The organism is Ruegeria sp., assembly GCF_965199275.1.
Taxonomy (GTDB): domain Bacteria; phylum Pseudomonadota; class Alphaproteobacteria; order Rhodobacterales; family Rhodobacteraceae; genus Ruegeria.
This window is the reverse complement of the sequence record NZ_CBDAQX010000028.1, coordinates 107,578-133,543: the sequence shown is the minus strand read 5'-3', so window position 1 is coordinate 133,543 and position 25,966 is coordinate 107,578. Positions and strand designations below refer to the sequence as shown.

Below are 25,966 nucleotides of genomic sequence, written 5' to 3'. Positions count from 1 at the left end.
AATCACCGTCGGGTCGGCGCGCTCTTCACCAAAGCTGATATGCAGGCCGTCATCGTCGATATGCTCGTGATTCACGCCGCCCACGAAGTTGACGTTTTTCATCTTGAGTGTCGCGCGGTGAATCCAGCCGGTTGTCTTGCCCAAGCCTTTGCCATGCGCCTGTTTCTTGCGCTGCAGCAGCGTGATCTGACGTGCTGGGGCTGCAGGCTGAGGGCCTTCCGGTGCAAGACCCGAGCGGTGCTGTTCCGGGTCGGTCACGCCCCATTCCTTCATCCAGGCAGGCAGGTCGGTGGTGATGCTGTGACCGTCCTCCAGCAGGAACTCGGACACGTCAAAGCCGATCCCGCCCGCACCGATCACGGCGACGGATTTGCCGACCTCTGCTTTCTCGCGCAGCACGTCGATATAGCTGATGACGTTGTCGCGGTCCTGACCGGGGATTTCCGGATCACGCGGGGTGACGCCGGTGGCGATGACGACTTCGTCAAAGCCGGTCAGGTCGTCGGCGCTGACTTCGCGGTTCAATTCCACCTTCACGCCCAGATCTTCCATCATGGTGCGGTACCAATCGACCAGCCCCCAGAATTCCTCTTTCCCCGGCACCTGTTTCGCCATGTTCAACTGTCCGCCGATCTCCGAGGCGCGGTCGAACAGCGTGACGTCATGACCGCGCTGCGCGGCGGTCATAGCGGTAGACAGGCCGGCCGGGCCAGCGCCCACAATGGCAACGGTCTTGCGCGTCTCGGCCTTGCCAATGACCAGTTCGGTTTCATGGCAGGCACGTGGGTTGACCAGGCAGGAGGTCAGCTTGCCGCCGAACGTATGGTCCAGGCAGGCCTGGTTGCAGGCGATACACGGCGCGATCTGCGCGGACTGACCGGCAATCGCCTTGTTGACGAAATCCGCATCTGCCAGCATCGGACGCGCCAGCGAGACCATGTCGGCACAGCCGGTCGACAGAACCTCTTCGGCGACCTCGGGCGTATTGATCCGGTTCGAGGTGATCACCGGGATGCCAACCTTGCCCATCAGCTTCTTGGTTACCCAGGCAAACGCCGCGCGCGGTACGCTGGTGGCGATGGTGGGAATCCGTGCCTCGTGCCAGCCGATGCCGGTGTTGATGATCGTGGCACCGGCTTGTTCGATCCTCTGTGCAAGTTCGACCACCTCGTCGTGGGTCGAGCCATTCGGGACCAGATCGATCATCGACAGGCGATAGATGATGATGAAATCAGTACCCGTTGCCTCACGCGTGCGCCGCACGACCTCGATCGGCAGGCGCATCCGGTTCTCATAGGAGCCGCCCCAGCGATCCTCGCGTTTGTTGGTGTGGGTCACGAGGAACTGGTTCAGGAAATACCCTTCAGAGCCCATGATCTCGACCCCGTCATAACCCGCCTTCTGGGCGAGGACAGCTGCATTCACGATGTCGCTGATCTGCTTCTCGATCCCGTCTTCGTCCAGCTCACTGGGCGGGAACGGAGAAATCGGGGATTTCACCGGGCTGGGTGCCACGCATTTGGGGCCGTAGGCATAACGTCCGGCGTGCAGAATTTGCATCGCGATCTTGCCGCCCGCCTCATGCACGCGGTCGGTCACAATAGAATGGTTCGTCACGTCCTTGTCGGTGGTCATCATCGCCGCGCCCGGCAGGACAGACCCTTCGAGGTTCGGGCCGATCCCGCCCGTCACCATCAGCGCCACGCCGCCGCGTGCGCGATCCGCATAGAACTCGGCCACTCGGTTCCAGTCGCCGGTCTCTTCCAACCCGGTATGCATCGAGCCCATCAGCACGCGGTTCTTCAACGTGGTAAAGCCCAGGTCCAGCGGGGCCAGCATGTTTGGGTACGCAGTCATGGCGAACTCTCCCTTCCGAAGTTGAGAAATAGATTGACGTTCGCGTAAACATTGTCACGCGAAACCTAACGTCATCCCCTTTGCGCCTGTCGCGCGGCTTGATAGAGAGGTCGCGAACCATGTCCATGAGGCCTCGCATGACCCCGGAAGAGATCGCCAAACTGCCCTATCGCCCCTGTGTCGGGCTGATGCTGATGAATGCCGAGGGCAAGATCTTTGTCGGCCAGCGCAATGACCGCCACAAAGACGCGTGGCAGATGCCTCAGGGCGGGGTGGATAAGGGCGAGGACCCCCAAGATGCGGCGCTGCGCGAACTATGGGAAGAGACCGGCGTGACAGCTAACCTGGTCGAGGTGGTGGCCGAGACTGACGGCTGGCTGCCCTATGATCTGCCCCACGACATCGTTCCGAAAATCTGGAAAGGCCGTTATCGCGGGCAAGAGCAGAAATGGTTTCTGCTGCGCTTCACCGGCCAGGACGACCAGATCAATATTGCAACGGACCATCCAGAATTCACCAGCTGGAAATGGCAGTCCCCGGACCAATTGGTTGAAGAAATCGTGCCGTTCAAGCGCGCGGTCTATGAGCGGGTGATCGCGGCTTTTGAGAATCATCTGAGCTGATCACCAGCCTGCACGTTGCCGTGAGGGGGCGTGGTTCGGGTTAGGGCGTGCCTCTAGCTTGGGGGCATGAAAGACACCCTGCCAGACCACATCAACACCAAACCCGCCGGACGGCGATTTCAGGGCTCGGACCGGCGCGCGCCTCTGCGTGAGGGATTGCGCGGGTGCGGAGAGTTCGGTCCCTCTCAAACGGCAGGGCGGTTCTACCCGATGGCCTGCGTCGCGCTTGAGGTGACGCAGCGCTGCAATCTGGACTGCACGCTCTGCTACCTCTCGGACCGGGCCGAGATGACCTATGATCCTCCGCTGTCGGTCCTGTTCGCGCGGATTGCCACGATCCGCAGCCACTATGGCCGCGGCGTTTCCGTGCAATTGACCGGCGGCGACCCGACGCTGCGCAAGGTTGACGATCTTGAGGCGCTCTGCCGCGAGATCAGGCGGCTGGGTATGCGCTCGTGCCTGATGACCAACGGTATCCGCGCCAGCCGGGCGATGCTGACGCGGTTGGCCGCCGCAGGGCTGGATGACGTGGCCTTTCACGTGGACATGACGCAAGAGCGCAACGGGTTCGTCTCCGAGGTGGAGCTCAACCGCGTGCGCAAAACCTATATCGACCGGGCGCGTGGTTTGGGGCTGCGTATCCTCTTCAACACGACCGTTTTTGGCGGCAACTTTGCTGAAATCCCTTCTTTGGCCCGGTTTCTGCGGGATCAACCCGAGGTCGGTTTTGTCTCGTTCCAGATGCAAGCGGATACCGGGCGCGGTGTGTTGCGGGCGCGACCCGATGCAATCACGCAAGACAGCGTCATCCGCGCGGTCGAGCAAGGCTATGGCACGTCTTTGCATTTCGACTCGGCGGCCGTCGGGCATTCCAGTTGCAACCGGTATGGCAGCGTTGTTTCTGCGGGGGGCAAGGCCGTGTCGTTGCTGTCGAACCAGCGCTTGGTTCAGCGGGTGATAACGGCGCTGGAAGATGTGGATACCGGACAGGACGCTCATATCCGCATCCGCCCCAGCGTGGGACGCCTGATCCGCCGCCATCCACTGCTGGCCCTTTGGGCGCTTGGCCATCTGGTGGGCTGCCTTCTGCGGCTGGGGTCGGGGGTGCTACGCGGCCCGGTACGGCGGCAGGCCGTATTCATCCACAATTTCATGGCTGCGGATGCGTTAGAGGAAGACCGCTGCGCCTCTTGCGTGTTCATGGTTGCGACAGCCAATGGGCCGCTCTCCATGTGCGTCCACAACGCACAGCGCGATCAGCATCTGGCCGCGCCGGATCGGGTGGACCGTCCGATGGGCACCTATTGGTGGAACTCGGCGACGCGCGGCCTGTCAACTCGTCCGGACTTGCCGGCGTTGAAAGATCCCGAGGCGGCTCCGCTGAAACGCCTCAAAGGGCAGTTGCGCGCTGCTCGTCAAAGCCGAAAGGACGCTTCATGAGACAGGTTCTGATCCTGATGCTGCTGCCGCTTCTGGCTGCTTGCGCCAGTGTGGAGAGGTTGGCCGTGCCTGCCGCGACGCCCTTGCCCGACTCGGCCCTGACCCGCGCCGCGCCCCCCCCGGGTGAGAGGGTGGATCATGGCGATTGGACCCGCTTTCTGACCCGCTACGTGACCCCCGATGCGCGCGGCGTGAACCGGGTGGCCTATGGACAGGTGAGTGCGGCAGATGGCGCGCTGCTGGATGCTTATCTGACCGGGCTGCAGACCGTTGATCCGGCCGATCTGACCCGCGATCAGCAATTGACCTATTGGATCAACCTCTATAACGCGCTGACGGTGGATGTGGTGCTTGAGGCCTATCCGGTCGCCTCGATCCGGGATATCAAGGATGGGCCGCTTTCGATCGGCCCTTGGGGTAGTCCTTTGGCCGTGGTCTCGGGTCAGAGCTTGACCCTGAACGACATCGAACACCGCATCATCCGAGCGACCTTCAATGAGCCGCGCATTCACTACGCGCTGAACTGCGCAGCGGTGGGATGTCCGAACCTGATGGCCCGCGCGTGGGAGGCCAAGACCTTGGAACGCGACCTTGCCGCCGCCGAGCGCGCCTATGTCAACGACCCGCGAGGAGTGCGGTTCGATGATCAGGGGCGGTTGATCCTGTCGAAAATCTACATTTGGTTCCGCGAGGATTTCGGGGCGAATGAACAGGTCGTGATCGCCTATCTCGGAACAGCAGCCAACCCGGAGTTGCAACAGCGCCTCAAGCAAGCCCAACGTGTGAATGCTTATGAATATGATTGGGCGTTGAATGACGCAGGGGCTGGCTCCTAACGGCGCGGAGCAAAGGCCGCAGGCCGCCGCGCCAGCACCGACCCGCCCCCTCGGGGCGGCGCTTTTGCAGCGTTGGGCGCAGCTTGAGCCTATCAGAATCTGGCCGCGATAAAGCTCTTAATATCGGAGGCCGGATGCGCCTCCCCGCGGGTCGGCGCTGTTCCGGCTTAGCGCTTTACAGCAATCCTTCTTCCCGCAGCAATTCTTGCAAGTTGGCTTCGGGGCGCGGACCGATATGGCTGATCACTTCGCGCGCGCAGACATTGCCGATCTTGGCGCAGGTCTCATAGTCGCGGCCAGTGGCCATGCCGTACAGGAAACCGGCTGCGAACTGATCGCCTGCGCCGGTCGCATCTACGGGCACTACCTTTTCGACCGCAACATCGTGACGGGTATCGCCGTTCAGAACCGTCACGCCGTCGCCCGAACGGGTGCAGACGACCAGAGGGCAGATTGCGGCGGTTTTGGCCAGTGCGTCCTCAAGATTCTCGGTTTCGAACAGCGATTTGATCTCAGCCTCGTTGCCGATCACGAAGTCCAGTTCGTTCTCGATCAGCAGCAGGAAATCGACCCGGTGGCGCTCGACGCAGAAAGGATCGGAAATGGCGATACCGGCCTTGCCGCCACCTCTGTGACAGGCGCGCGCGGCCTCAAGAAACGCGGCTTTGCCCTTTTCCTTGTCGAAGAGATAGCCTTCGAGGAACATGATCTGGCTGTTCCCGGCAACCTCGTCCGAGACGTCCTGAGAGGACAGTTCCGAGGAAATCCCCAGATAGGTGTTCATCGACCGCTCGCCATCGGGCGAGACAAAGATCATCGAGCGTGAGGTTGGTAGCTCGCCGCCCGGCACAGGTGGGTTCACGAAATCCACGCCGTCTTCGTTCATCGCATCGGCATAGAATCTACCCAACGCGTCATCATGCACACGGCCAATAAAGGCAGCATCCAGACCCAGCGCACCCGCGCCCGCAATGGTGTTCGCGACAGACCCACCCGGCGTCTGCACCCGACCCTCCATCGAGGCATAGAGCACTTCTCCGCGCTCCTGCTCGATCAGTTGCATGATGCCTTTTTCGATGCCCATCAGTTCCAGGAAACTGTCATCGGCTTGGGAAATGACATCCACAACGGCATTTCCGATGCCGGTCAGTTGGTAGGTTTTCATAGGGTCTTGTCCTCGAATTGACAGAGATCACGGATGATGCAGGTCAGGCATTGCGGCTTGCGCGCCTTGCAGTGATAGCGCCCGTGCAGGATCAGCCAGTGATGTGCATGGAGTTGAAAGTCGGCTGGAATATTATCCTCAATGGCGCGTTCGACGGCATCTACGTCCTTGCCGGGGCAGATACCAGTGCGGTTGCCGACACGGAAGATATGCGTGTCTACCGCTTGCGCCGGTTGCCGCCACCACATGTTCAGAACCACATTGGCCGTCTTGCGTCCCACACCGGGCAGCGATTGCAGCGCGGCGCGGGAATTGGGAACTTCGCCATCGTAGTCCTCGACTAGAATACGGCTGAGCTTAATGACGTTCTTCGCCTTCTGGCGGAACAGGCCGATGGTTTTGATATGCTCGATCAGGCCCTCTTCGCCGAGATCCAGCATCTTTTGCGGAGTATCTGCGATCTTGAACAGCTCGCGCGTGGCTTTGTTGACGCCCGCATCGGTCGCCTGCGCCGAAAGCGCTACTGCCACGACCAGAGTGTAGACGTTCACATGCTCCAGCTCGCCCTTGGGTTCCGGGTCGGCCTCTTGAAAGCGCGTAAAGATCTCGCGGATCGTGTGGTAATCGAGTTGCTTTGCCATCCGAGCCTTAATGCCGCCCAAGGGCCAGTGACACAAGCCCAAAGCCAATGCGCAAGTTCCGGGTCGCGGGGGCGTGAGCTGCGCGTTATGATTCAGATCAACAGATGAGGTGAAAGCCATGAACGTCCAGACCCCCGAAAGCGGATATCACTACAACGTCATGCGCCGCGCGATCGACTTGATTGATCAGGGCGGCGAAACCCTCAGCCTTGAAGAACTGGCCGGTCAGATGGGCATGAGCCCCGCCCATTTCCAGCGCCTGTTCTCGCGCTGGACCGGGGTGTCGCCGAAACGGTACCAGCAATATCTGACGCTGGGCCATGCCAAAGCCCTGCTGCGGGAACGGTTCACCACGTTGGAGACCGCCCATAATGTCGGCCTGTCCGGCAGTGGCCGGCTGCATGATTTGTTCCTGAAATGGGAATCCATGAGCCCAGGTGAGTACGCCCGTAAAGGCGCTGGCCTGACCGTCTATTGGGGGTGGTTCGATTGTCCCTTTGGTCCGGCATTGGTCATGGGGACCGACAAGGGCATCTGTGGAATTGCGTTCGGTGCCGAAACCGGCGAGGCCGCCGCGATGGAGGACATGACCGCGCGCTGGCCCAAGGCCAATTTCGTCGAGGATACCGAAAAGCTGCGTCCTTGGGTTGAGGCCTCCTTCGGCGCGGACCGGTCTGAGACGCCACTGCATCTGATCGGCTCACCCCTGCAGATCAAGGTGTGGGAGGCGCTGATGCACATCCCCTCGGGTCAGGTCACAACCTATTCAGAGATCGCGCAGCGGGTGGGGTCGCCGCAGGCGGTGCGCGCAGTTGGCACGGCGGTTGGGCGCAACCCGGTCAGTTGGCTGATCCCATGTCACCGGGCCTTGCGCAAGTCGGGCGGTCTGGGCGGATACCACTGGGGTCTGCCAGTGAAGCGCGCGATGCTGGCCTATGAGGCTGCGCAGGCGGATGCCTGATTGACTCTGCAACCATGCAGTGCCAAAGAACGCGCAAGGTTTGGGTCCCCTGCCGTTCGCGGCCATTGGCTTTGGTGAAACCCTGAATAAGTACATCTGTTGCCACTTTCACGGCGCGCGGATGGCAATGCGAACCCCGTCCAGATTTCGCGCCCGTTCAAGGAAACGAGGCACATGATGACGATACAAAGAACGATCCCACCGATAGACGAGTTGAAAGCGCAGGCCAAGCGCTTGCGTGAAGACCTACGCGCCAAAGATGTGACCCTTTCACATAGCGAGGCGTTGGAGATGCTCGCCCATCAATATGGCGTTCGGGATTGGAATACACTGCACGCCAAAGCTGGAAACCGCATGCACTTGCGTGTCGGAGATCGGGTTGAAGGGCGATATCTGGGGCAGCCGTTCTCAGCCGAAATACGCGGCATGACCCTGTTGGGTGACGGATCCAACCGCAGGGTTACCCTGCATTTTGAAACGCCAGTTGATGTGGTGCAGTTCGAGAGCTTTTCCTCGTACCGCCAACGTGTAACCGGGGTGATCGGTTGGGATGGACGCTCAGCACAAAGGACGTCTGACGGGCAACCCCAGCTGGTTTTGCGTCCAGCCTAAAAAAAAGGGCGAGGCTCTGCCCGAGCCTCACCATACCTTCTGGATCAGGTTGTATGGCTATTCTGCTGCCCAGCCGCCGACGGCTTTGATCTCAAGGAAGTCTTCCAGACCAAATACGCCGCCCTCGCGACCATTGCCGGATTGCTTCATGCCGCCGAACGGAGAACCCGCGCTGCGCGACTGGCCGTTCATCTCAACCATCCCGGATCGCAATACCCGCGCCATACGGTTGGCGCGCGCGCCATCCTGTGTTTGGACATAGTTGGTCAGGCCATAGGGCGTGTCATTGGCGATCTCGACGGCTTCTTCCTCGGTGTCGAAGGGGATCATGGTCAGGACTGGGCCGAAGATCTCTTGCCGCGCAATGGTCATCTGATTGTTGGTATCGGCAAACACCGTCGGGCGCACATAGTAGCCCTTGTTCAGCCCCTCGGGCCGCCCTGTGCCGCCCGCGACCAGCCGCGCGCCTTCATCGATACCAGCTTGGATCAGGTCCTGAATTTTGGTCCACTGAAGCTCATTCACAACGGGGCCGATATGTCGGCCTTCCTCCGTCGCAGGACCGACCGTGACAGCGTTGGCCACTTCGGCTGCGGTCTCTACGGCCTTGTCATAAATCGGGCGCTGCACCAGCATCCGGCTTGGAGCGTTACAGCTTTGGCCGGTGTTGTTCATCATGTGCAGAACGCCGCGTTTCACGGCTTTCTCATCCGCATCCTCAAAGATCACGTTGGCGCCTTTGCCGCCCAGCTCCAGATGCACCTTCTTCAGTGTATCGGCAGCGCTTTTTGAGATCGCGGTACCCGCGCGTGTCGAGCCGGTGAAGCTGATCATGTCCACATCCGGATGTGCAGAGAGTTGCGAACCGACACCGACGCCATCGCCGTTCACCAGATTGAATACTCCGGGTGGGAAACCTGCCTCGTCCATCAGTTCGGCAAAGATCATCGCATTCAGGGGGCTCTGCTCGGACGGTTTCAGAACCATCGTACAGCCCGCGATGGCCGCCGCGCCTACCTTGAGGGTGATCTGGTTCATTGGCCAGTTCCACGGGGTGATCAGACCTGCGACACCAACGGCTTCATAAATGATGCGATCATTGGGGGCGTGATCGCCCAGAGGACGCTCGAATTCAAACGCCTTGGCAGCGCGGATGAAGTTCTTGAGGTGATAGATCCCGGCACCGGATTGAGCCGTGCGCGACATGTCGATCGGCGCGCCCATCTCAAGCGACATGGCCTGCGCCAGATCCTCGGATCGGGTCATGTAGAGGTCGGCCAGCTTTTCGACCAAGGCGATACGCTCTTGGACCGGCGTTGCCATCCAGCCGGGCAAGGCCGCCTTGGCCGCGGCAACGGCAGCGTCAGTGTCGGCCTGAGAGCCGAGGGAGATCACCGCGCAGGGTTCCTCGGTCGAGGGATTGATTACCTCGAAATCATTCGCCTCAGATGGAGCAACCCATTGACCGTTAATGTAGAAATCGTGTTTTTCGATCATGGCGTATCCTCCGGGCCGTGATGTCAAAGACTGGTTTTGCCGCGCAGTCTGTCATTCGCTCTGAGGCGCGGCAAGGGGGTAATTTGATCAAATTTGCTTGGCGACGTTCCGGAAAAAGACTTTTGCGGAAGGTTTAACTCTGGCGCAAAGTGGTTAGGTTCACTGCATTCGACTCGGTCAGTAGCCAAAGAAGGAGTTGCACCATGGGTTTGCGTATCAACGACACGGTCCCGAATTTCACCGCAGAGACGGATCAGGGCACCATTCAGTTTCACGATTGGATTGGTGATAGCTGGGCGATCCTGTTCTCGCATCCCAAGGACTTCACCCCGGTCTGCACCACCGAGTTTTCGGCTGTGGCCCAGTTGAACGACGAATGGGCGGCGCGCAATACCAAGGTGATCGGTGTTTCGGTCGACGGGGTCGAGGACCACAAGAAGTGGAAGAAAGACATCGAAGCCTATGGTAAGGCAACCCCCGGTTTCCCGATCATTGCAGATGACGGGCTGGCGGTGTCCAAGGCCTTTGACATGCTGCCTGCCGAGGCCTATCTGCCCGACGGCCGCACCCCTGCGGATAGCGCCACCGTACGTTCGGTTTTCATTATCGGGCCCGACAAGCAGTTGAAACTGTCGATGACCTATCCGATGACTGTTGGTCGGAACTTTGCTGAGATCCTGCGGGCGCTGGACGGATTGCAGATGTCGTCGAAGGGTGTTGCGACACCCGCGAACTGGGTACCGGGTGAGGACGTGATCATCCCGCCGACCGTTTCGAACGAAGACGCCAAGGCGAAGTTTGGTGAGTTCGAGACGATCTTCCCGTATCTGCGCAAGACCAAGGCTCCGTCCTGATTTAGGTCGTGTCAGGGGGGCTGTCTGCCCCCCATCGCGCTTGAGCGCGATTCCCCCCGAGGATATTTTCAGCCAGATGAAGCAGGCGGGCGCTGCGGGTGCAGGTGGAGCTGTGCTCGGTAAGCGGCGCGTTTGACTTCGCGGGTCAGTTTGTCTGAGAAGGGCGGTTTCGTCTGGATGGTTGAACCGCCGATATCGCGGGCCACTTCGCGGTTTCCGGTGCCTAGAAGGGCATGGATTGGCTGGCCGGTGATCCAGTGCATTTGCAGGAATGTATCCACGGGACGGTCGATTTGATCCGTCGCCTTTAGGAGCCGTTCGGCAGCATTGCGGCCGACCATCTGGCAGACGCATTGCAGGCCGATCACTTTGGGCAGGATCAGGCTTAGGCCGTCTTGCTCGGCCAGTTTGTGGGCCGCGACTTCGCGTTGTTTGACGGGGATGCGGATATAGTGATCTGGGGTGGCGATGGCGTGCAGCATTTTGATTGCTTGTGCCATTTTGTCAGGATCGACGCGCAGGTCATCCTCGGTGATGATAGCCAGGTCGATCTCTTCATCCACCAGTTTTTGCCAGAGACGCCGGTGGCTTTGGAACACGCCGATTTCTGCAGGGCGCAGGTCGAACGGGTAGTTTGGTTTGTGCAGGTTGCCGGGATGCAGACGGACATCTGCGATCTGGTCCGCGTCGCGCCCATTGGTCGCCTCGAAGAGTTCGGCATTCGGCAGGTCGTCGCACAGCTGGTCTGCATTGGCGCGGCGGGCCGTGCTGGTAGACATATGGATGACAAAGGATCGCATGATGCGTGAATAGAACACGGGCGCGTGAGGGGGAAGAGCAACGCGAGAGAAATGGGCGTTCATTTTTTGCAGGCTGAACTAGTGCGAGCGGTTTTGGTGACCGGTTCTTGAAAGGACAGAAATATGCTACGGTGCGATAGGCAGAAAAACCAGGCATCCGCACCATCGGGCGATCACACTGTGAAACACAGGAGAAGTCGATGGCTTTTACAGATTGGTATGTTGAAGGTGATGCTTTTGGGAACTGTAATTGCGGTTACGCGTGCCCTTGCCAGTTCGAGGAACTTCCAACACAGGGCAATTGCCGTGGGTTCGAAGTGCTTGAAGTCTCGAAAGGCCATTTTGGAGATACCGACTTAGCGGGTGCCAAGGCAGCATTGATCTATGCCTGGCCGGGTCCGATCTTCGAGGGCGGAGGCGAAATGCAGGTGATCATCGATCCAAGCGCCTCAGATGCTCAGAGGGCCGCACTAGAAAAGGTCTTTCACGGGGAAGAGACCGAAGAGATGGCGACCCATTGGTTCGTCTTCCGTGCGATGTGCAAAACCGTGCATGAGACCCTATTTCTGCCGATAGATTTCGAGATGGATATGGAGGAGCGTACGGCAAAGGTGTCTATCGGAGATGTGCTGAACTCGACCGGCCGTCCCATTGAAGCGCCGCATGGTGGTGGCCCACATCGCGTGCGGATCGACATTCCAGGCGGGATTGAATTTACCTTAGCCGAGATCGGCAGTGCCTCGACCAAGGCCGACGCGGCGATCAAGTTGGATTTGAACGACAGCTATGGTCAGTGGCATGCCATGAAGCACGGTCCGTCTGGGGTGGCGCACTAAGGATCAGGCTTCACCAAAATCCACAAGAACCGGTGCGGTGTCATAGATGATCCGCACCGATTGGAATCGGGTTTGATCCTCGGTCAGTTCAAACAGGTCTACGCATTCAATCGTTTCAGGGTGCCCGTTTCGGATGGTGCGGGTGTAGTTGAAATGAACCGCCATCTGCGGCGCACCGGATGTATCGGCAAAGGTGTTCTTGTGAAGGGTGGACCGGTCGCTCGTGATGTTCATAACGTTGGTATAGAAGTCACGCGCCGGTTGCTTGCCCGATATCGGAGAGGTTGCCGTCGCGTCCTCGGCAAAAAGGTTTAGCATCGCGGTTAGGTCACCGCTTTCGATGGCTTGTAGGTACAGCCGGGCCAGTTCATCCATCTGCTCCTTGTTAGACATCGCTAACCCTCCTGCTGGGCGGCACTGTACCACAAAAAAGGCCCCGGTGGTTTCACCGGGGCCTTCATCATTTGAAAGTAGAACAGATTACTCTGCGTCTTCTTTCTTTTCTTTCTTCTCGGGAACGATCTCTTCGCCAGTTTCTTGATCGACGACTTTCATCGACAAGCGGACTTTGCCGCGATCGTCGAAGCCCAGCAGTTTGACCTTTACTTCCTGACCTTCCTTCAGAACGTCCGACGGATGGTTCAGGCGGCGGTTTTCGATCTGGGACACGTGGACCAGACCGTCGCGCTTGCCAAAGAAGTTCACGAAGGCACCGAAGTCGACGATCTTGACCACTTTACCGGTGTAGATCTGACCTTCTTCCGGCTCGGCCACGATCGAATAGATCATGTCATAGGCCTTCTGGATCGATTCACCATCCGGCGAGGCGATCTTGATGACGCCGTCGTCGTTGATGTCGACCTTGGCACCCGAAACCTCAACGATCTCGCGGATGACCTTACCGCCCGAGCCGATCACTTCGCGGATCTTGTCGGTTGGGATGTTCATGGTCTCGATGCGCGGAGCGTGGACCGAGAATTCGGCTGTTTCAGACAGGGCTTTGCCCATCTCGCCCAGAATGTGCATACGGCCGTCTTTGGCCTGCGCCAGAGCGGTTTCCATGATCTGCGGCGTGATGCCTGCGACCTTGATGTCCATCTGCAGCGAGGTGATGCCGTTCTCGGTCCCTGCCACTTTGAAGTCCATATCGCCCAGGTGGTCTTCGTCACCCAGGATGTCGGTCAGAACAGCATAGTCACCGTCATCTTCCAGGATCAGACCCATGGCCACACCGGCAACCGGTGCTTTCAGAGGAACACCCGCGTCCATCATCGACAGCGAGCCGCCGCAGACAGAGGCCATCGAGGACGAGCCGTTGGATTCAGTGATCTCGGACACCACGCGAACGGTGTAGGGGAAGTCGGTCGGCGCAGGCAGAACCGCCTGCAGCGCGCGCCATGCCAGCTTGCCGTGGCCGATTTCACGACGGCCGGGCGAGCCAACGCGGCCCACTTCACCCACCGAATACGGAGGGAAGTTGTAGTGCAGCAGGAAGTTCGATTTGAAGTTGCCATGCAGCGCGTCGATGAATTGCTCATCGTCACCGGTGCCCAGCGTGGTCACGGCCAGTGCCTGAGTTTCACCACGGGTGAACAGGGCGGAACCGTGGGTACGCGGCAGCAGCGAGGTTTCGGCTTCGATGGCACGCACGTCGGTGGTCGAACGACCATCGATGCGCTTGCCGCCTTTGACGACGTCACCGCGCAGGATGCCGGCTTCCAGCTTTTTCATCGCCGACCCAAGATTGGCGTCTTCCAGCTGTTCCTCGGTCAGCGCTTCTTTGATTGCTTCACGGGCCGCGGCAACAGCGGCGGTACGCGCTTGCTTGTCGGTGATTGCGAAGGCGGCGCGCATCTGCTCTTCACCCGCTGCGGCAACAGCGGCGTACAGCTCCGAATAGTAGGGGGCGACGAATTCAAACGGCTCTTTTGCGGTTTCTTCGGCCAGATCAATGATCAGGTCCAGAACCGGCTGGATTTGCTCATGCGCGAAGTTCACGGCACCCAGCATTTCGGCCTCGGACAGCTCGTAAGCTTCCGATTCCACCATCATCACGGCGTTCTTGGTACCGGCCACAACCAGGTCCAGACGCTGTTCGGGGTTCAGGCGCAGGTCCTGCATGTCGTCGACGGTCGGGTTCAGGACGTATTCGCCATCCACGAAACCAACACGGGCACCGGCGATCGGGCCCATGAACGGCGCGCCGGAAATGGTCAGAGCAGCGGATGCCGCGATCATTGCAACGATGTCGGGGTCGTTGACCAGATCGTGGCTAAGTACGGTGCACATCACCAGAACTTCGTTTTTGAAACCGTCAACGAACAGCGGGCGGATCGGACGGTCGATCAGACGCGCGGTCAGCGTCTCTTTCTCGGTCGGGCGCGCCTCACGCTTGAAGAAGCCACCCGGAACCTTACCGGCGGCGTAGTATTTCTCTTGGTAGTGGACGGTCAGCGGGAAAAAATCCTGACCGGGCTTTTGCTGCTTGGCAAAGGTCACGTTGGCCATGACGCTGGTTTCGCCCAGCGTGGCAATCACGGTGCCGTCCGCCTGACGGGCAACCTTGCCTGTTTCCAGTGTAAGCGTATCTTCGCCCCACTGCATAGATTTCTTAGTTACATCAAACATATGCGTATCCTAGAACGGAGCACTCCCGCCCCTGCGGGTCTCCGGTTTGCATGGCGGCCCCATTGCCGCCGACCCCACTTTATCTTCCATTCGAGTGCCGGGGTCAGGGCACAACGTCTCAGATACCCGCGCGCATACATGAGAATGCGTTGAAAGGAAAGGGGAACCGCTGCGATTGGCAGAAACGTGCAGACTGGAATTTAAGCACCCTGCGCTGCGCTTTTTTTGGGGCTGCGAAATGTCAGTTCCCAAGGGGCGTAAGATTCAAAAAAATGAATGAGTGTCGAGAACATTCTGAATTGTCCGGTGTAGGTAACATGCCAATTGTCCGCTTCAGTTGATTGCGCGGTGGCCCAATTCGGAGGGAGCCGTAGGCGACCGTAGATTTGGGCCACCGCGTTCGCGCCACGTCGAAGCGGGTCACGCGACTTTGTGTTTGCTATCCTCCTGTGTGATGGGTGATCCGTCAGGCTGGTAGCGGCCAATGCATCTCGGGCCGTGGAAGATGACCAGTTGACCATCGGGGTATTCGTGGACCCTGACCTTCGCCTTGACGAAATGATGACGGTGCCTGTCTGCCGCGATCTGCATGACCAGGCCCTTGTAGCGCACCGTATTGTCGTTGCCGACGACGCGGTCTTCCTGCACACACAGGGTGTCGCGCACATTGCCTGTAAACGGCACGAAGGCCGAGGTCGTATCCTCCGGCTCCTTTGCAAACAGGGCATTGTGTTCGGGAAGATAGACCTCTTTCAGGAACTGATTGGCCTCTTCAATGGTTGTGATCCCATGGGACCGCAGTTCCTGCGGCAATCGGTTCTGGAACGTGCCAAACATGCGTTCAGACCGTCCACGGGCCTGCGGTGAATAGGCCGGGATCAGCTCAATGCCGAGTTGCTGCAAGGCGCGCCCGACCTGGGTCAGATTGTCCTTGTCCACTTTGCCGCCCGCTTCGGGCGTATGCCAGTAATGAGAGCCCCGATCGGCATAGAGCGAGCAAAACAGACCTTGCGCCTCGATCACCTCTGTCAGCCCCTGAAAACTGCTCATCGTCCCTTCTTCCTCGACAAAGAATGCCGAATAAACCCGGTTGGTGGCATCGTCCATGGTGACGATCAGATCCCACCACTGACCCGGAACCCATTCATGGCTGGAGCCGTCCTGATGCAACATCATGCCAACCATCGGACGGCGGGGCCGCTTGCGCCGATGGGCACCTCGTCGGGGTGCTGCCTGAACCCGGCCGTGGCGCTGCAGTGTAAGCCGCACCCAGTTGTAGCTCTGTGTGAAACCATGGTGGGCCACCAGCTTCTCGTGGAAATGCTTCGGCGTGTAATCCCAGTACTTGGTATCAAACAGTTCAAGCATCTCCATGACCTTATCCGTGGCAACACGATTGTTGGCCAGTTTGCCAAGCCGACGGTCGTACAGACCTTCTGCACCATCCGCCTCAAATCGATCCTCCCAACGCCTGACGGTGCGCACGGATACACCCAGTATCTCAGCCGCCTGTTCTTGCGTCAGCTTGTTCGCGCTTCGCCGCGAATACACATCTTCAAACTTCATCAGTCGAACTTCCTGTAACACTTCTGCTCGGTTCATAACGCCTCCTCTCAGAGACAGAATAGAACCGGACAGATCGCATGTTACATACACCGGACATATCGCGTGTTAGCGACACAAAAAAAATGAATGAGTTTTGAAAAAACTGTATGCAGTGTAGACTGTTAACACTGAACCCACGGTCGAAGAGACGGGAATACGCCAAGGGGGTAACATACTCATATCCGTCAGCCGGCCGACTACCTTGGCGTTTGCAGCTTGCGAGCAAAGGGGCAAAGTATGGCTCAAACCAAGAAAATGCTGGATCCGGATCCGCGGATCTACGATTTCGAAACCGAATATGAACTGGGTCAGGACAACGTCCGGCCATTCGGTTTGGATATCCACAACCCGGTTTTCCTGATCTCGAGTATTTTGATCTTTGCGTTCGTCTTGATCGCATTGGCCAATCAAGAGGCCGCGGCCGCCTTTTTTGGCTGGCTCAGGCCATGGCTCACCAGCACGTTTGACTGGTTCCTCGTCCTGTCAGTTAACGCCATCACCCTGTTCTGTCTGGTTCTGATCGTTCTGCCTGTCGGCAAAGTCAGGATCGGCGGCAAGGACGCCAAGCCTGACTATTCCTATGCCGGATGGATCGCGATGATGTTCGCCGCCGGTATTGGTATCGGTCTGCTGTTTTTCGGCGTGATGGAGCCGGTTTACTACAACTTTGCCGAAGGCGGGAACGCCCGGCCCCTGGGTATCGACATCGCAGTGCCCGGCAATGAGTATATTGGTATTGTTGGCACGATCCATCATTGGGGCCTTGAAGGCTGGGCGGTTTATGCCGCGGTTGGTTTAAGCCTTGCGATCTTTGCCTACAACCTTGACCTGCCTCTAACTTTGCGCTCGGCTTTCTATCCGCTTCTGGGTGAGCGTGTCTGGGGCTGGTGGGGTCATCTCATCGACACGCTGGCGGTGTTTGCAACGCTGTTCGGTCTGACGACCTCTCTGGGTCTTGGGGCGCAGCAAGTTGCTGCTGGGTTGAACGAGGTCTTCGGCATCGAACCCAGTCCAACCGTCACCGTCCTGCTGATCATCGGCATCACGCTGATCGCGCTGGGCTCAGTCCTACTGGGTATGGATGCGGGCGTGAAACGGTTGAGTGAGATCAACATGATCATGGCCGTTGGTCTGTTCCTTTTCGTCATCATTGTCACCGGAGTGGGTACAGCCATTTCGCGGTATTTCAACGTGATGGTGGACTATGTGACCCATCTACCGGCACTCTCCAATCCGTTCGGGCGAGAAGACACCAGTTACTTCCACGGTTGGACGACCTTCTACTGGGCTTGGTGGATCGCATGGTCGCCCTTTGTGGGCATGTTCATCGCCCGCATTTCCAAGGGCCGCACAGTGCGTGAGTTCATCCTCTGTGCGCTACTGGCCCCCACGGCGGTCTGCGCCCTTTGGATGTCGACCTTCGGCGGCGCGGCGATCGACATGCTGAACGCAGGCGGAGCCGAAGGCGTGCGCGCCACCGTGATCGACAGCTATGCCCCCGAGGGCGCTCTGTTCGGCTTCCTTAAGGAACTGCCGCTCTATGGCATCATCGCGCCGATCGCCCTGATATTGATCGTTGTGTTCTTTGTGACCTCGTCGGATTCAGGTTCGTTGGTGATTGATACGATTACCGCCGGAGGCAAGATGGATGCTCCGGTGATCCAACGGGTGTTCTGGTGCACGCTTGAGGGTCTGGTGGCAATCGCCCTGCTATTGGGCGGCGGTCTTGCGGCTCTGCAAGGCGCGGCAGTGTCGACAGGCATCCCGTTCACACTGGTGGTTCTGATGATGTGCTATTGCCTGTGGCTGGCATTGAAATCAGAGAGGGCTAAGATGTAAGCCTCAGACTAAAGACAAATAAGACGCCCGCCGAATGGCGGGCGTTTTGCTTTGTCCGAGAGTTGTACATTTTGCATGACTTGTGTGCCAGACTGCCTTTTGGCGCCTGAAAAAACACGTTGCCGAAGGTGGTTTCGTCTCTACCCGTTGTCGATTTTCTGGCAAATTCTTGTAGACTGCCTTCGCAAGAATACTCAGAAAAGCACACATCGACAGTGACACGAGATCCAGGGGAAGAGATTGGCCGCAAGAAGCAAAAGCTCATTAGAATTGTATCAACCCAGCAGCTTCGAGCTTCGGCAAGTCGCCAAAACCAGTGCAAAAGAGATCTTTGATCGCGGGTTGTTTGGAACAAACACTGCCGCTCCGCACGGAACCCTGCGCGGAATTGATGTTCTGCCAAGACAAGTCTGCGTTCAAAAACTGTCGCGCGCGGTAAAAATCTATTTTGGCAAATATGGAAAGGCGCCAAATTTCCTAAATCCGGACGGATTCTACGAAAAACTCAGTCTTGCAAAACTATTCGCTCCGATCCCCATGCCATCAGCTGCTGACAAATTAGCCGTAGATCATTACATTCCCGAAGCGTTGGAAACAAAGGTCAAGCCTATTCCAACCGTTTGGAGTTCACGTTTCCCAATTTCAGATGAGGCTCTCGGTGCAGCGAACCTTCCTGAAGGCAGGTACTATGCAAAGCTGAACTCTGGTGCCGGATCTGTCAAAAAAGTCACACTTCCAATGGCAAAGGAGGATGCTTCAGAACTTGAAAAACAAAGCGCAGGTTGGCTGGAGCATTCCCACGGCACCAAAGCTGGCGAGTGGTGGTATTCCCTTATCGGCAACCGGGTTTTTCTGGAGCATGATTTAAGTGATGAAGGCGAGTCTCTTACGGATTGGAAGTTTCATGTCGGCGGCGGCAGGATTCTCGCAATTCAATTGGATTTGGACAGACAGAGCAGACACAGACAGCTTGTTTTTGACAGGAACTTCAATTTCATAGACGAGGAGCTCTTCTTCCGTAGCGGTAGTCCGATTTCCCGGCCAACTTTCATCGGCGACATGATTGAAGTCGCGGAAGGCATCGGAAGACAGTTCGAGTTTGCGCGCGTGGATCTCTACCACAAAAATGGTCAGATATACCTTGGCGAGATTACACTTTGCCCCATGGGTGGGCTAAAGGCACCCAATTCCTTCGAGTTAAATACTTTGATGGGGCAAGCGTGGCAGTCCGCTTTCTTTGGGTCCGGACGCTAGAGCATTGGCGACCTGCTTGGAAACCATCAAGTCAATCTGATGTCATTGGAATGCGTGGGGCAACGAGCGGTGCCGGAGCGCAAACTCCTGCCTGGCCTTCAAATCGAAAAACGCCCGCCAAATAGCGAGCGTTTAATCTGTACGAGTTGTACGTATTGGTTCTTGAAGTCCGTACAAAAAGCCCTTAGCGGCGGATGCCCAGCTTTTTGATCAGGTCCTGATAGCGTGCTTCTTCCTTGCCCTTCAGGTAGTCCAACAGCTTACGGCGCTGGGCGACCATTTTGAGCAGACCGCGACGACCGTGGTTGTCTTTCTTGTGGGTCTTGAAGTGCTCGGTCAGGGTGGTGATGCGCGAGGTCAGGATGGCAACCTGGACTTCAGGCGAACCGGTGTCGCCCTCTTTGGTGCCGAATTCTTTCATGACGCGTGCTTTTTCAGCGGCAGTAATCGACATCGGGGTCTCCTTCAAAGGTTAGAGTTAATGGCGCAAGCCGGGATGTCGTCCAGCACAGGCCCATGGAGAAAACCGCACCGATTCCGATGCGGATGGGCGCGTATAGGCGCTTTTGGCGCGAATGGCAAAGGGATTCTGACGGCTCAGCCAGCGGGCAAGTATTCCGCCAACTCAGCCTCGGTCAGGAGATGGATATCGTCCACCGTCAACCCGTCGGCCCCGAACAGATGCGCGACCTCGTGGCCGTTGAGGCTGACGCGGGTCAGGTTCTCATTCTCGGGGTCTTGTTCGATGTCGATCTCGGGTGGGTCCTGATCTTCCCAGGTGATCAGAAGACGATCCTCACCGGGTTGAAAGCCCATCACGGTGACTTCGGAATTCTCCGTGTCGGCGATGATGTCATCCTCGCCTGCGCCTCCGGTCGCGACGTCGCCGTCTTTGGCCAGTATCGTGTCCTCTCCGGCGCCGCCGTTCAGATAGTCCGTCTCGCCGTTATCCTCATCGCCCAGCAACAGGTCGTCGCCCTCGCCGCCGAACAACACATCCTTGCCCGCGCCGCCGGTCAGAGTGTCATCGCCATAGCCGCCATGCAGGGCGTCATTGCCTTCTCCGCCGTTCAGATCATCGTCGCCCTGACCACCATACAGTGCGTCACTGCCTTCGCTGCCCTGCAAATGATCGTCGCCGAAATGACCGTAGAGCCTGTCATCGCCCTCATCCCCGAACAGGGCGTCATCGTCTGCCTCGCCATGTAGAAGGTCATCGCCCTGACCGCCGGACAGTGTGTCCTCACCTTCGGCTCCGTGCATCACGTCGTCGCCATCGCCGCCCATGATGTGGTCGTCACCGCCATAGCCGTTGATCTCCTGACTTCCGACCTTTTTGTTGATCTGACTGGGTTTTTGGTTTGTTTTCAGGTGTGGTTGCTCAGAGGCGCGTTGTAGTGCCCCATTATTATAAAAAGTATTGACATGGGCCTTCAGATGGCTAACCTCTTCGCCCATGTTCATCCGCACCAAACATGACGCAAAGCTCAACCGCACACGGATCCAGATCGTTGAATCCGTCCGCACCGGCTCCAAGGTACGCCAGAAGATCCTGCGCCATGTGGGTGTGGCCCATAACGACAGCGAGATTGAGGATATCAAGCGTCTGGCGGGCCGCTTGATGGAGCAATTACGCATTGATCGCTCGCCGCAAATGGAACTGTTCACGCCCACGGAATATGCCGATCTGCAGGCGCTGGTGCGCCGCGCTCCGCGGCCGGACAAGCTTGGCGTTGATCTTGCCGAGTGCCGTGAGGAGGCGCGGGTCTCTCTGGGTCTGCGGGATGTCATGGGGACGATGTATGACCAACTGGGTTGGGGGGCCCTTCTGGGGGCGGCGCGTAAAAGTGCCAATCGCATTGTGAAAGAGCTGGTTATGGCGCGGATCGCACAGCCCGAGAGCAAGCGCGCGACCGTGGAGGCGTTGGAGAACCAGGCAGGCATCACGCTCAATCTGGACGTGGTCTATCGGAGCATGGATTACATCAATACGCCGGTGATAGACGGGATTTGCAAAACCTCTCACGCGGCGGCAGAGAAGTTGCTGGGCGGGCCAGTGACCGTGCTGTTCTACGATTGCACGACCCTGGCCTTTGACACCGAGCGCGAGGACCCGGCCGAGGATGCGGACGGGGTCGAGCAGGATCATCTTCTGGCCAAGGGCTTCAGCAAGGATGGCAAGCATCACCGCGCTCAGGTCATGCTGGCGCTGATCGTCACCTCCGATGGGCTGCCTGTGGGCTATGAACTCTTCCCGGGAAACACCTGGGAAGGTCATACGCTGGAAGCTGCGCTGAAGGCGTTGGAGGGACGCTTCGACGTGGCCAGGGTCACGTTCGTGGCCGATGCCGCCATGCTCAGCAAGGACAACCAGCAGATGTTGCAGAACAAGGGTCTGCCCTACATCCTCGGCTATCGCATGAAGTCCGCCCCGGCCGCCGTGAAGGCGAACATTTTGAGCCCGGAGGGACGCCAGCCTTGGGCTGGACACGGTTCTGAAGAGGCAACCGAGAAGGGCTGGTACAAGGTGATCGACCAGGAGGGAGCGCGGGTCATTGTGACCTGGTCACCCACCCGGGCACGCAATGATGCCCACAAGCGCGACAAGGCAATCGAAAAGCTGCACAAGAAGCTCAAGCGCTCTCGCAAACCCGGCAGCTTCAGCAGCCGGGGATATGGCCGCTTCCTGGCCTTCCCCGACAGCGGGGACGTCACGCTGGATGATGCAAAGATCAAGGCAGCGGCACAATGGGACGGGCTGCATGCCATTGTTGTTCATGGTGCGGACGAACTGGAGGCACAGGACGTCATTGCCCGCTATCACCAGTTGTGGGAGATCGAAGCCTGCTTCCGCACCAACAAGCACGATCTGAAAATCCGGCCCATCTATCACTGGTCGCCGCGTCGGGTCCGGGCCCATATCGCCATCTGCTACATGGCCTTCTGCTGCCTGCAGCACCTGCGCAAGCATCTGGACCTGCTCGGACACCCGATGAGCCCGGCTCGTATCCGCAACGAGTTGAACGCATTGCAGCTCTCGATCCTGCGCCACAAAGGCACCCCTGACCGCTACGGCATGCCAAGCCATGCCACGGTCGATGCCAGACGCATCCTCACCTGCGTCGGCCTGACCTGGAACGAAGCCCCTTTCAAGATACCCCCCGGGCGCACCCGAAAAACTGGCCAGACCAAAGCCTGAGCTCCCTCAACACTCCGAAACAATCGCTGGCGAAAAAAGTCCGTGTAGTGCCTTTTGGCAACCAAGGCATAATAATATCAATGACTTATACGAAAAAATGTCGGAAGTCAGGAAATGACCGTAGAGCCTGTCATCGCCCTCATCCCCGAACAGGGCGTCATCGTCTGCCTCGCCATGTAGAAGGTCATCGCCCTGACCGCCGGACAGTGTGTCCTCACCTTCGGCTCCGTGCATCACGTCGTCGCCATCGCCGCCCATGATGTGGTCGTCACCGCCATAGCCGTTGATCTGGTCCGTGCCGTTCTGCCCGGTAATGACATCGTTGTTGTCGCTTCCGGCGATCACCAGATCGCCTTCATGTTCCGAGATCACCGTGCCGCCGGTGGTCGTGTCGTCGCTGTCCTGCGCCGGCTCGAAACTCTCGCCTACGTCAAGGAACTCACCTTCGCTGATTTCCGTCTGGCTTTCGTCCTCCGCGCCCTCGTCCTGCTCATCTTCGTCTTCGATGAACACATCCCCAATGGCGTACGCTGCGCCGCCGACGGCGGCCAATCCGATCAAACCGGCCAGAAACATATCGAACCCTCCGAAAGAAATGAGACGCCTTGACGGCACTGTCCCATTCGAACGGTTCATCGGTCAAAGCATAGCTGGCCGAGTGGTTAACCCTTTGTCACCAGGGTTCGGGTTGCTGTGTATAGGCGATGTAAAGCGGATGTTTCGGGTGCCCGGCTTTGGACAGGCCTAGATGAAACAGAGGCTGCCCGGTGCCGCGCAGCAGCACCTCAACCGCCGGGCCGCGGTCCAGATGTGCGCCGTGGGTGCCCCAGGCCGCGATGACCTGATCGGCCCATCGGGCGCCATCCAGAATGGCCGCGTCGTTTGCAGGCCCCACCGGATCAGCGGCGGCGCGCATTTTGCGCGGATCGGTGTCGCGCCAGGCAAAGATGTTGGTGACCTGAAACGCCCCGAACCCCAGCGCCCGTGCGCGGCGTTCGCAGCGCTCGACCGTCGGGTCGTTCTGCACCTCAGTCGCGGTTGACGGGTTCAGCATCACAAACAGCGCCTTACGCCCTGCCGGATCCCAAACACGGGTCAGGCTATAGCGGTATTTCTCGCAATCCGAGTAGACGGCGGTCGAGGGCGCATCGCCCTTGGTATGCGTTCGGGTAATCATGCCCTTCGCCTAACACGGAGTTCAGGTGACGAACACCCGGCTTGGGTGCAGCTCGCCGGATTTGTAGATGCCTACCGCCACGGCCTTGCCGTCGAACGAGGCCCAGGCCTCATCGCCATATTCCACGCCCGAGGCCAGCACCATGCCCGGATTGCCGTTGCGCAGACGTGTGGCACCTTCGAGGGTGCATTTCAGCTCGGGCAGGTCCGACAGGCCGGTTTCCAGCGGATGCAGGTAGTCGTCCAGCGCCTCGGTCTTGGCCATCTCGTCGATCTGTTCGATGGACAACCCATCTTCGGCCTCAAAAGGGCCGGACCAGTTGCGGCGGAGTTCCTTGACGTGGCCGTGGCATCCCAAAGCCTCACCCAGATCCCGCGCGATCGAGCGGACATATCCGCCTTTGCCGCAGGTCATCTCCAGCACCACGTGATCGGCGTCGGGGCGATCAACGAGGATCAGTTCCTCGACCCAGAGAGGGCGGGCGGACAGCTCTACCTCTTCGCCGTCGCGGGCTAGTTTATAGGCGCGTTGCCCGTCGATCTTCACGGCCGAGAACTTGGGTGGGACCTGCATGATATCCCCTAGAAACGGGGGCAGCGCCTGTTTGATATCCTCGTCCGACGGGCGCGCATCGCTTTGCGCAATCACTTCGCCCTCAGCATCGTCCGTGTTGGTCGCCTGACCCAAACGCACGGTGAAAGTGTAGGCTTTCAGCGCATCGGTGATGTAAGGAACGGTTTTGGTCGCCTCACCCAAAGCCACGGCCAGAACGCCGGTTGCTTCGGGGTCCAGAGTACCCGCATGGCCCGCTTTCTTGGCGTCCATCGCCCAACGCACCTTGTTGACCACTGCTGTCGATGTCATGCCCGCAGGTTTGTCCACCACCAGCCAACCGGAAATGTCGCGGCCCTTGCGTTTGCGTCCCATCTTACACCTTGCCTTTTGCTAAGGCGCGCGGGTTAGCGGATCGTTTTGCCACTGTCAAACTCAGGGTGCGTCTTCGACGACGCCTACGATTGGCCCTAGCGAGAACCCGATATCCGACCGGTTGCTGGCGCGCTCATACATGCGTGAGATATTTCCATCGAGGAACAGCGCATTCGGCGTTTCCAGCACGTCGCGGAACAGCCTGCCGAACTCATGGAAGGTCACGTAATCATCAGAGATCGCAAAGACCGTGCGCGTGCCATCAGCACTGGTGCCCACACCGTTGCGAATGTAGGGCGAGGTCGAATCGGGCAGGAACCGGGGGTGCAGTTTGCCGTCGATCACCAGCATCGGGCCGGATTGGGTGGCAAAACGGCACTGTGGGGCCTGATCCACGAAAGTGAGCGTTTCGAACACGTCAGCGCGGCCCTCACGGATGCAGAACACCCCGTTGGGCAACAATCCGAAATTGCCGGGCCCGGCATTCGGGATCACACGCATCTTCTCTTGCCCGTTTTCGACATAGTGGCCGACGGGCGAGCGGTCGTCGTGATACATGCCCGCATTCATCGCAAATACCAGCTGTTTGCCTTCGGGCGCGAGCGTATCGTTCACCGATGAGAAATGCCCAAGCAGTTCGCCTTGGTCATCGTTCAGAAACAGGCGCAGGTCTTCCGAGGCATCGACCTCGCAGACCGTATACCGATTGTCCTCATGGGTCAGCTTTTCACAAGTGACCGCATGGGCCTGCGCAGCCCAGAGAACCGCGCCAAGTGTTACGAATGCCCGGATCACTCGTCCAGATCGCGGCGTACCGCGTCCTGTTCGAACATGCGGCGGGTGTCTTCCAGACGGTCAAACGTGTCATCCAGACGGAACCGCAGATCGGGTGAGAATTTCAGGTTCAGCTTTTTGCCGATCATGCGCCGTAGTTCACCCTTGTTACGGGCGAGCAGGTCGATCACATCCTCTTGGCCCTTGCCGCCCAGCGGCAGCACATAGGCGGTGGCGATCTTGAGATCGGGCGAGGTGCGGACCTCACCTACGGTAATCGACATACGGTTCAGGTCGGGGTCGTGGACATCTCCGCGCGCCAGAACTTCGGACAGGGTGCGGCGGATCAGTTCGCCGACACGCAGTTGCCGTTGGGACGGGCCGGGGCCATCGTGGAATTTGTTCTTTGCCATAAACCCCAATCTAAGCGCAAAGCAGGGC

25 protein-coding genes are annotated in these 25,966 nt (G+C 58.8%); 10 read left to right on the top strand and 15 right to left on the bottom strand.

Features of this window, described 5'->3' with window-relative positions:
- The coding region (locus ACOERD_RS27905; RefSeq protein ID WP_419741179.1) for an FAD-dependent oxidoreductase at positions 1-1,857 on the bottom strand (1,857 nt) is incomplete at its 3' end.
- Between the two features lie 137 nt (positions 1,858-1,994).
- Here ACOERD_RS27905 and ACOERD_RS27900 point away from each other — a divergent pair.
- The 3 genes from ACOERD_RS27900 to ACOERD_RS27890 all read left to right on the top strand — a co-directional run bounded on the left by ACOERD_RS27900 (position 1,995) and on the right by ACOERD_RS27890 (position 4,756).
- Positions 1,995-2,480 carry an RNA pyrophosphohydrolase gene (locus tag ACOERD_RS27900; RefSeq protein WP_419741178.1) on the top strand — a complete coding sequence of 162 codons (486 nt, stop codon included), beginning with the start codon at positions 1,995-1,997 and terminating at the stop codon, positions 2,478-2,480.
- Positions 2,481-2,546: 66 nt separating this feature from the next.
- On the top strand, positions 2,547-3,920 hold the full coding sequence (locus tag ACOERD_RS27895; RefSeq protein WP_419741177.1) for a radical SAM protein: 1,374 nt from the start codon (positions 2,547-2,549) through the stop codon (positions 3,918-3,920).
- On the top strand, positions 3,917-4,756 hold the full coding sequence (locus tag ACOERD_RS27890; protein WP_419741176.1) for a DUF547 domain-containing protein: 840 nt from the start codon (positions 3,917-3,919) through the stop codon (positions 4,754-4,756). Before ACOERD_RS27895 ends, ACOERD_RS27890 begins: the two co-directional genes overlap by 4 nt.
- 175 nt (positions 4,757-4,931) lie before the next feature.
- On the opposite strand, the gene ACOERD_RS27885 is transcribed toward ACOERD_RS27890, so the two are convergent.
- Both ACOERD_RS27885 and nth read right to left on the bottom strand, forming a co-directional pair.
- The gene (locus ACOERD_RS27885; RefSeq protein ID WP_419741175.1) at positions 4,932-5,921 is read right to left on the bottom strand and encodes an adenosine kinase; all 990 of its coding nucleotides are present in this window, start codon (positions 5,919-5,921) and stop codon (positions 4,932-4,934) included.
- Positions 5,918-6,562: an endonuclease III gene (nth, locus tag ACOERD_RS27880; protein WP_419741174.1), complete on the bottom strand. Its 645-nt coding sequence runs from the start codon at positions 6,560-6,562 to the stop codon at positions 5,918-5,920. Before nth ends, ACOERD_RS27885 begins: the two co-directional genes overlap by 4 nt.
- A gap of 118 nt (positions 6,563-6,680) precedes the next feature.
- On the opposite strand from nth, the gene ACOERD_RS27875 reads away from it, so the two are divergent.
- Positions 6,681-7,523, top strand: a complete 843-nt coding sequence (locus tag ACOERD_RS27875) for a methylated-DNA--[protein]-cysteine S-methyltransferase (RefSeq protein WP_419741173.1) — start codon at positions 6,681-6,683, stop codon at positions 7,521-7,523.
- 174 nt (positions 7,524-7,697) lie between these two features.
- Positions 7,698-8,135, top strand: a complete 438-nt coding sequence (locus tag ACOERD_RS27870; protein ID WP_419741172.1) for a glyoxalase superfamily protein — start codon at positions 7,698-7,700, stop codon at positions 8,133-8,135.
- 57 nt (positions 8,136-8,192) lie between these two features.
- Here ACOERD_RS27870 and ACOERD_RS27865 read toward each other — a convergent pair whose 3' ends face one another.
- Positions 8,193-9,632, bottom strand: a complete 1,440-nt coding sequence (locus ACOERD_RS27865; protein ID WP_419741171.1) for an aldehyde dehydrogenase family protein — start codon at positions 9,630-9,632, stop codon at positions 8,193-8,195.
- 203 nt (positions 9,633-9,835) lie between these two features.
- Here ACOERD_RS27865 and ACOERD_RS27860 point away from each other — a divergent pair, with 203 nt between their 5' ends.
- The gene (locus tag ACOERD_RS27860; protein WP_419741170.1) at positions 9,836-10,486 is read left to right on the top strand and encodes a peroxiredoxin; all 651 of its coding nucleotides are present in this window, start codon (positions 9,836-9,838) and stop codon (positions 10,484-10,486) included.
- 68 nt (positions 10,487-10,554) lie between these two features.
- Here the strand turns inward: ACOERD_RS27860 and ACOERD_RS27855 are convergent, their stop codons facing one another.
- Positions 10,555-11,286 carry a glycosyltransferase family 25 protein gene (locus tag ACOERD_RS27855; RefSeq protein ID WP_419741183.1) on the bottom strand — a complete coding sequence of 244 codons (732 nt, stop codon included), beginning with the start codon at positions 11,284-11,286 and terminating at the stop codon, positions 10,555-10,557.
- A 200-nt stretch (positions 11,287-11,486) separates the two neighbouring features.
- Between ACOERD_RS27855 and ACOERD_RS27850 the strand changes: the two genes are divergently transcribed.
- The gene (locus ACOERD_RS27850) at positions 11,487-12,122 is read left to right on the top strand and encodes a DUF1326 domain-containing protein (protein ID WP_419741169.1); all 636 of its coding nucleotides are present in this window, start codon (positions 11,487-11,489) and stop codon (positions 12,120-12,122) included.
- A gap of 3 nt (positions 12,123-12,125) precedes the next feature.
- Here the strand turns inward: ACOERD_RS27850 and ACOERD_RS27845 are convergent, their stop codons facing one another.
- The 3 genes from ACOERD_RS27845 to ACOERD_RS27835 form a co-directional block, all read right to left on the bottom strand.
- Positions 12,126-12,515 carry a nuclear transport factor 2 family protein gene (locus ACOERD_RS27845; RefSeq protein ID WP_170679406.1) on the bottom strand — a complete coding sequence of 130 codons (390 nt, stop codon included), beginning with the start codon at positions 12,513-12,515 and terminating at the stop codon, positions 12,126-12,128.
- An 87-nt stretch (positions 12,516-12,602) separates the two neighbouring features.
- Positions 12,603-14,750 carry a polyribonucleotide nucleotidyltransferase gene (gene pnp / locus ACOERD_RS27840; RefSeq protein ID WP_419741168.1) on the bottom strand — a complete coding sequence of 716 codons (2,148 nt, stop codon included), beginning with the start codon at positions 14,748-14,750 and terminating at the stop codon, positions 12,603-12,605.
- Positions 14,751-15,170: 420 nt separating this feature from the next.
- Entirely contained in the window at positions 15,171-16,352 is a 1,182-nt protein-coding gene (locus tag ACOERD_RS27835; protein WP_419737631.1) for an ISNCY family transposase, read from the bottom strand.
- A gap of 240 nt (positions 16,353-16,592) precedes the next feature.
- Here ACOERD_RS27835 and ACOERD_RS27830 point away from each other — a divergent pair, with 240 nt between their 5' ends.
- A complete protein-coding gene (locus tag ACOERD_RS27830; RefSeq protein ID WP_170379359.1) occupies positions 16,593-18,194 on the top strand; it encodes a BCCT family transporter in 1,602 nt (533 codons plus the stop codon).
- Between the two features lie 240 nt (positions 18,195-18,434).
- Positions 18,435-19,448: an ATP-grasp fold amidoligase family protein gene (locus ACOERD_RS27825; RefSeq protein WP_419741167.1), complete on the top strand. Its 1,014-nt coding sequence runs from the start codon at positions 18,435-18,437 to the stop codon at positions 19,446-19,448.
- 184 nt (positions 19,449-19,632) lie between these two features.
- Here the strand turns inward: ACOERD_RS27825 and rpsO are convergent, their stop codons facing one another.
- Positions 19,633-19,902: a 30S ribosomal protein S15 gene (gene rpsO / locus ACOERD_RS27820; protein ID WP_170379357.1), complete on the bottom strand. Its 270-nt coding sequence runs from the start codon at positions 19,900-19,902 to the stop codon at positions 19,633-19,635.
- Between the two features lie 143 nt (positions 19,903-20,045).
- Positions 20,046-20,912 (bottom strand): calcium-binding protein, encoded by an 867-nt coding sequence (locus ACOERD_RS27815; RefSeq protein ID WP_419741166.1) that lies wholly within the window; start codon positions 20,910-20,912, stop codon positions 20,046-20,048.
- On the opposite strand from ACOERD_RS27815, the gene ACOERD_RS27810 reads away from it, so the two are divergent.
- Positions 20,905-22,647: an IS1634 family transposase gene (locus tag ACOERD_RS27810; protein ID WP_419737624.1), complete on the top strand. Its 1,743-nt coding sequence runs from the start codon at positions 20,905-20,907 to the stop codon at positions 22,645-22,647. The genes ACOERD_RS27815 and ACOERD_RS27810 overlap by 8 nt on opposite strands.
- Positions 22,648-22,653: 6 nt before the next feature.
- Here ACOERD_RS27810 and ACOERD_RS27805 read toward each other — a convergent pair whose 3' ends face one another.
- The 5 genes from ACOERD_RS27805 to rbfA all read right to left on the bottom strand — a co-directional run bounded on the left by ACOERD_RS27805 (position 22,654) and on the right by rbfA (position 25,938).
- Positions 22,654-23,223 (bottom strand): calcium-binding protein, encoded by a 570-nt coding sequence (locus tag ACOERD_RS27805; protein WP_419741165.1) that lies wholly within the window; start codon positions 23,221-23,223, stop codon positions 22,654-22,656.
- 97 nt (positions 23,224-23,320) lie between these two features.
- Positions 23,321-23,824 (bottom strand): DUF1643 domain-containing protein, encoded by a 504-nt coding sequence (locus ACOERD_RS27800; RefSeq protein ID WP_419741164.1) that lies wholly within the window; start codon positions 23,822-23,824, stop codon positions 23,321-23,323.
- Positions 23,825-23,845: 21 nt separating this feature from the next.
- Complete coding sequence (truB, locus tag ACOERD_RS27795; protein WP_419741163.1) at positions 23,846-24,751, bottom strand: tRNA pseudouridine(55) synthase TruB; 906 nt, start codon at positions 24,749-24,751, stop codon at positions 23,846-23,848.
- 60 nt (positions 24,752-24,811) lie between these two features.
- Positions 24,812-25,546, bottom strand: a complete 735-nt coding sequence (locus ACOERD_RS27790; RefSeq protein ID WP_419741162.1) for a phosphodiester glycosidase family protein — start codon at positions 25,544-25,546, stop codon at positions 24,812-24,814.
- Complete coding sequence (rbfA, locus tag ACOERD_RS27785; protein WP_170643656.1) at positions 25,543-25,938, bottom strand: 30S ribosome-binding factor RbfA; 396 nt, start codon at positions 25,936-25,938, stop codon at positions 25,543-25,545. The genes ACOERD_RS27790 and rbfA overlap by 4 nt, the downstream gene beginning before the upstream one ends.
- Positions 25,939-25,966: the final 28 nt, after the last annotated feature.

Excerpts from the sequence above, each read along its gene's own strand:
- rbfA (WP_170643656.1), bottom strand. The coding sequence starts at position 25,938 with ATGGCAAAGAACAAATTCCACGATGGCCCCGGCCCGTCCCAACGGCAA.
- ACOERD_RS27800 (WP_419741164.1), bottom strand. The coding sequence starts at position 23,824 with ATGATTACCCGAACGCATACCAAGGGCGATGCGCCCTCGACCGCCGTC.
- ACOERD_RS27835 (WP_419737631.1), bottom strand. The coding sequence starts at position 16,352 with ATGAACCGAGCAGAAGTGTTACAGGAAGTTCGACTGATGAAGTTTGAA.
- ACOERD_RS27815 (WP_419741166.1), bottom strand. The coding sequence starts at position 20,912 with ATGAACATGGGCGAAGAGGTTAGCCATCTGAAGGCCCATGTCAATACT.
- ACOERD_RS27845 (WP_170679406.1), bottom strand. The coding sequence starts at position 12,515 with ATGTCTAACAAGGAGCAGATGGATGAACTGGCCCGGCTGTACCTACAA.
- ACOERD_RS27885 (WP_419741175.1), bottom strand. The coding sequence starts at position 5,921 with ATGAAAACCTACCAACTGACCGGCATCGGAAATGCCGTTGTGGATGTC.
- ACOERD_RS27895 (WP_419741177.1), top strand. The coding sequence starts at position 2,547 with ATGAAAGACACCCTGCCAGACCACATCAACACCAAACCCGCCGGACGG.
- ACOERD_RS27870 (WP_419741172.1), top strand. The coding sequence starts at position 7,698 with ATGATGACGATACAAAGAACGATCCCACCGATAGACGAGTTGAAAGCG.
- ACOERD_RS27860 (WP_419741170.1), top strand. The coding sequence starts at position 9,836 with ATGGGTTTGCGTATCAACGACACGGTCCCGAATTTCACCGCAGAGACG.
- ACOERD_RS27875 (WP_419741173.1), top strand. The coding sequence starts at position 6,681 with ATGAACGTCCAGACCCCCGAAAGCGGATATCACTACAACGTCATGCGC.
- ACOERD_RS27810 (WP_419737624.1), top strand. The coding sequence starts at position 20,905 with ATGTTCATCCGCACCAAACATGACGCAAAGCTCAACCGCACACGGATC.
- ACOERD_RS27890 (WP_419741176.1), top strand. The coding sequence starts at position 3,917 with ATGAGACAGGTTCTGATCCTGATGCTGCTGCCGCTTCTGGCTGCTTGC.
- ACOERD_RS27850 (WP_419741169.1), top strand. The coding sequence starts at position 11,487 with ATGGCTTTTACAGATTGGTATGTTGAAGGTGATGCTTTTGGGAACTGT.
- ACOERD_RS27855 (WP_419741183.1), bottom strand. The coding sequence starts at position 11,286 with ATGCGATCCTTTGTCATCCATATGTCTACCAGCACGGCCCGCCGCGCC.
- pnp (WP_419741168.1), bottom strand. The coding sequence starts at position 14,750 with ATGTTTGATGTAACTAAGAAATCTATGCAGTGGGGCGAAGATACGCTT.
- ACOERD_RS27805 (WP_419741165.1), bottom strand. The coding sequence starts at position 23,223 with ATGTTTCTGGCCGGTTTGATCGGATTGGCCGCCGTCGGCGGCGCAGCG.
- ACOERD_RS27900 (WP_419741178.1), top strand. The coding sequence starts at position 1,995 with ATGACCCCGGAAGAGATCGCCAAACTGCCCTATCGCCCCTGTGTCGGG.
- ACOERD_RS27830 (WP_170379359.1), top strand. The coding sequence starts at position 16,593 with ATGGCTCAAACCAAGAAAATGCTGGATCCGGATCCGCGGATCTACGAT.
- ACOERD_RS27865 (WP_419741171.1), bottom strand. The coding sequence starts at position 9,632 with ATGATCGAAAAACACGATTTCTACATTAACGGTCAATGGGTTGCTCCA.
- rpsO (WP_170379357.1), bottom strand. The coding sequence starts at position 19,902 with ATGTCGATTACTGCCGCTGAAAAAGCACGCGTCATGAAAGAATTCGGC.
- truB (WP_419741163.1), bottom strand. The coding sequence starts at position 24,751 with ATGGGACGCAAACGCAAGGGCCGCGACATTTCCGGTTGGCTGGTGGTG.
- nth (WP_419741174.1), bottom strand. The coding sequence starts at position 6,562 with ATGGCAAAGCAACTCGATTACCACACGATCCGCGAGATCTTTACGCGC.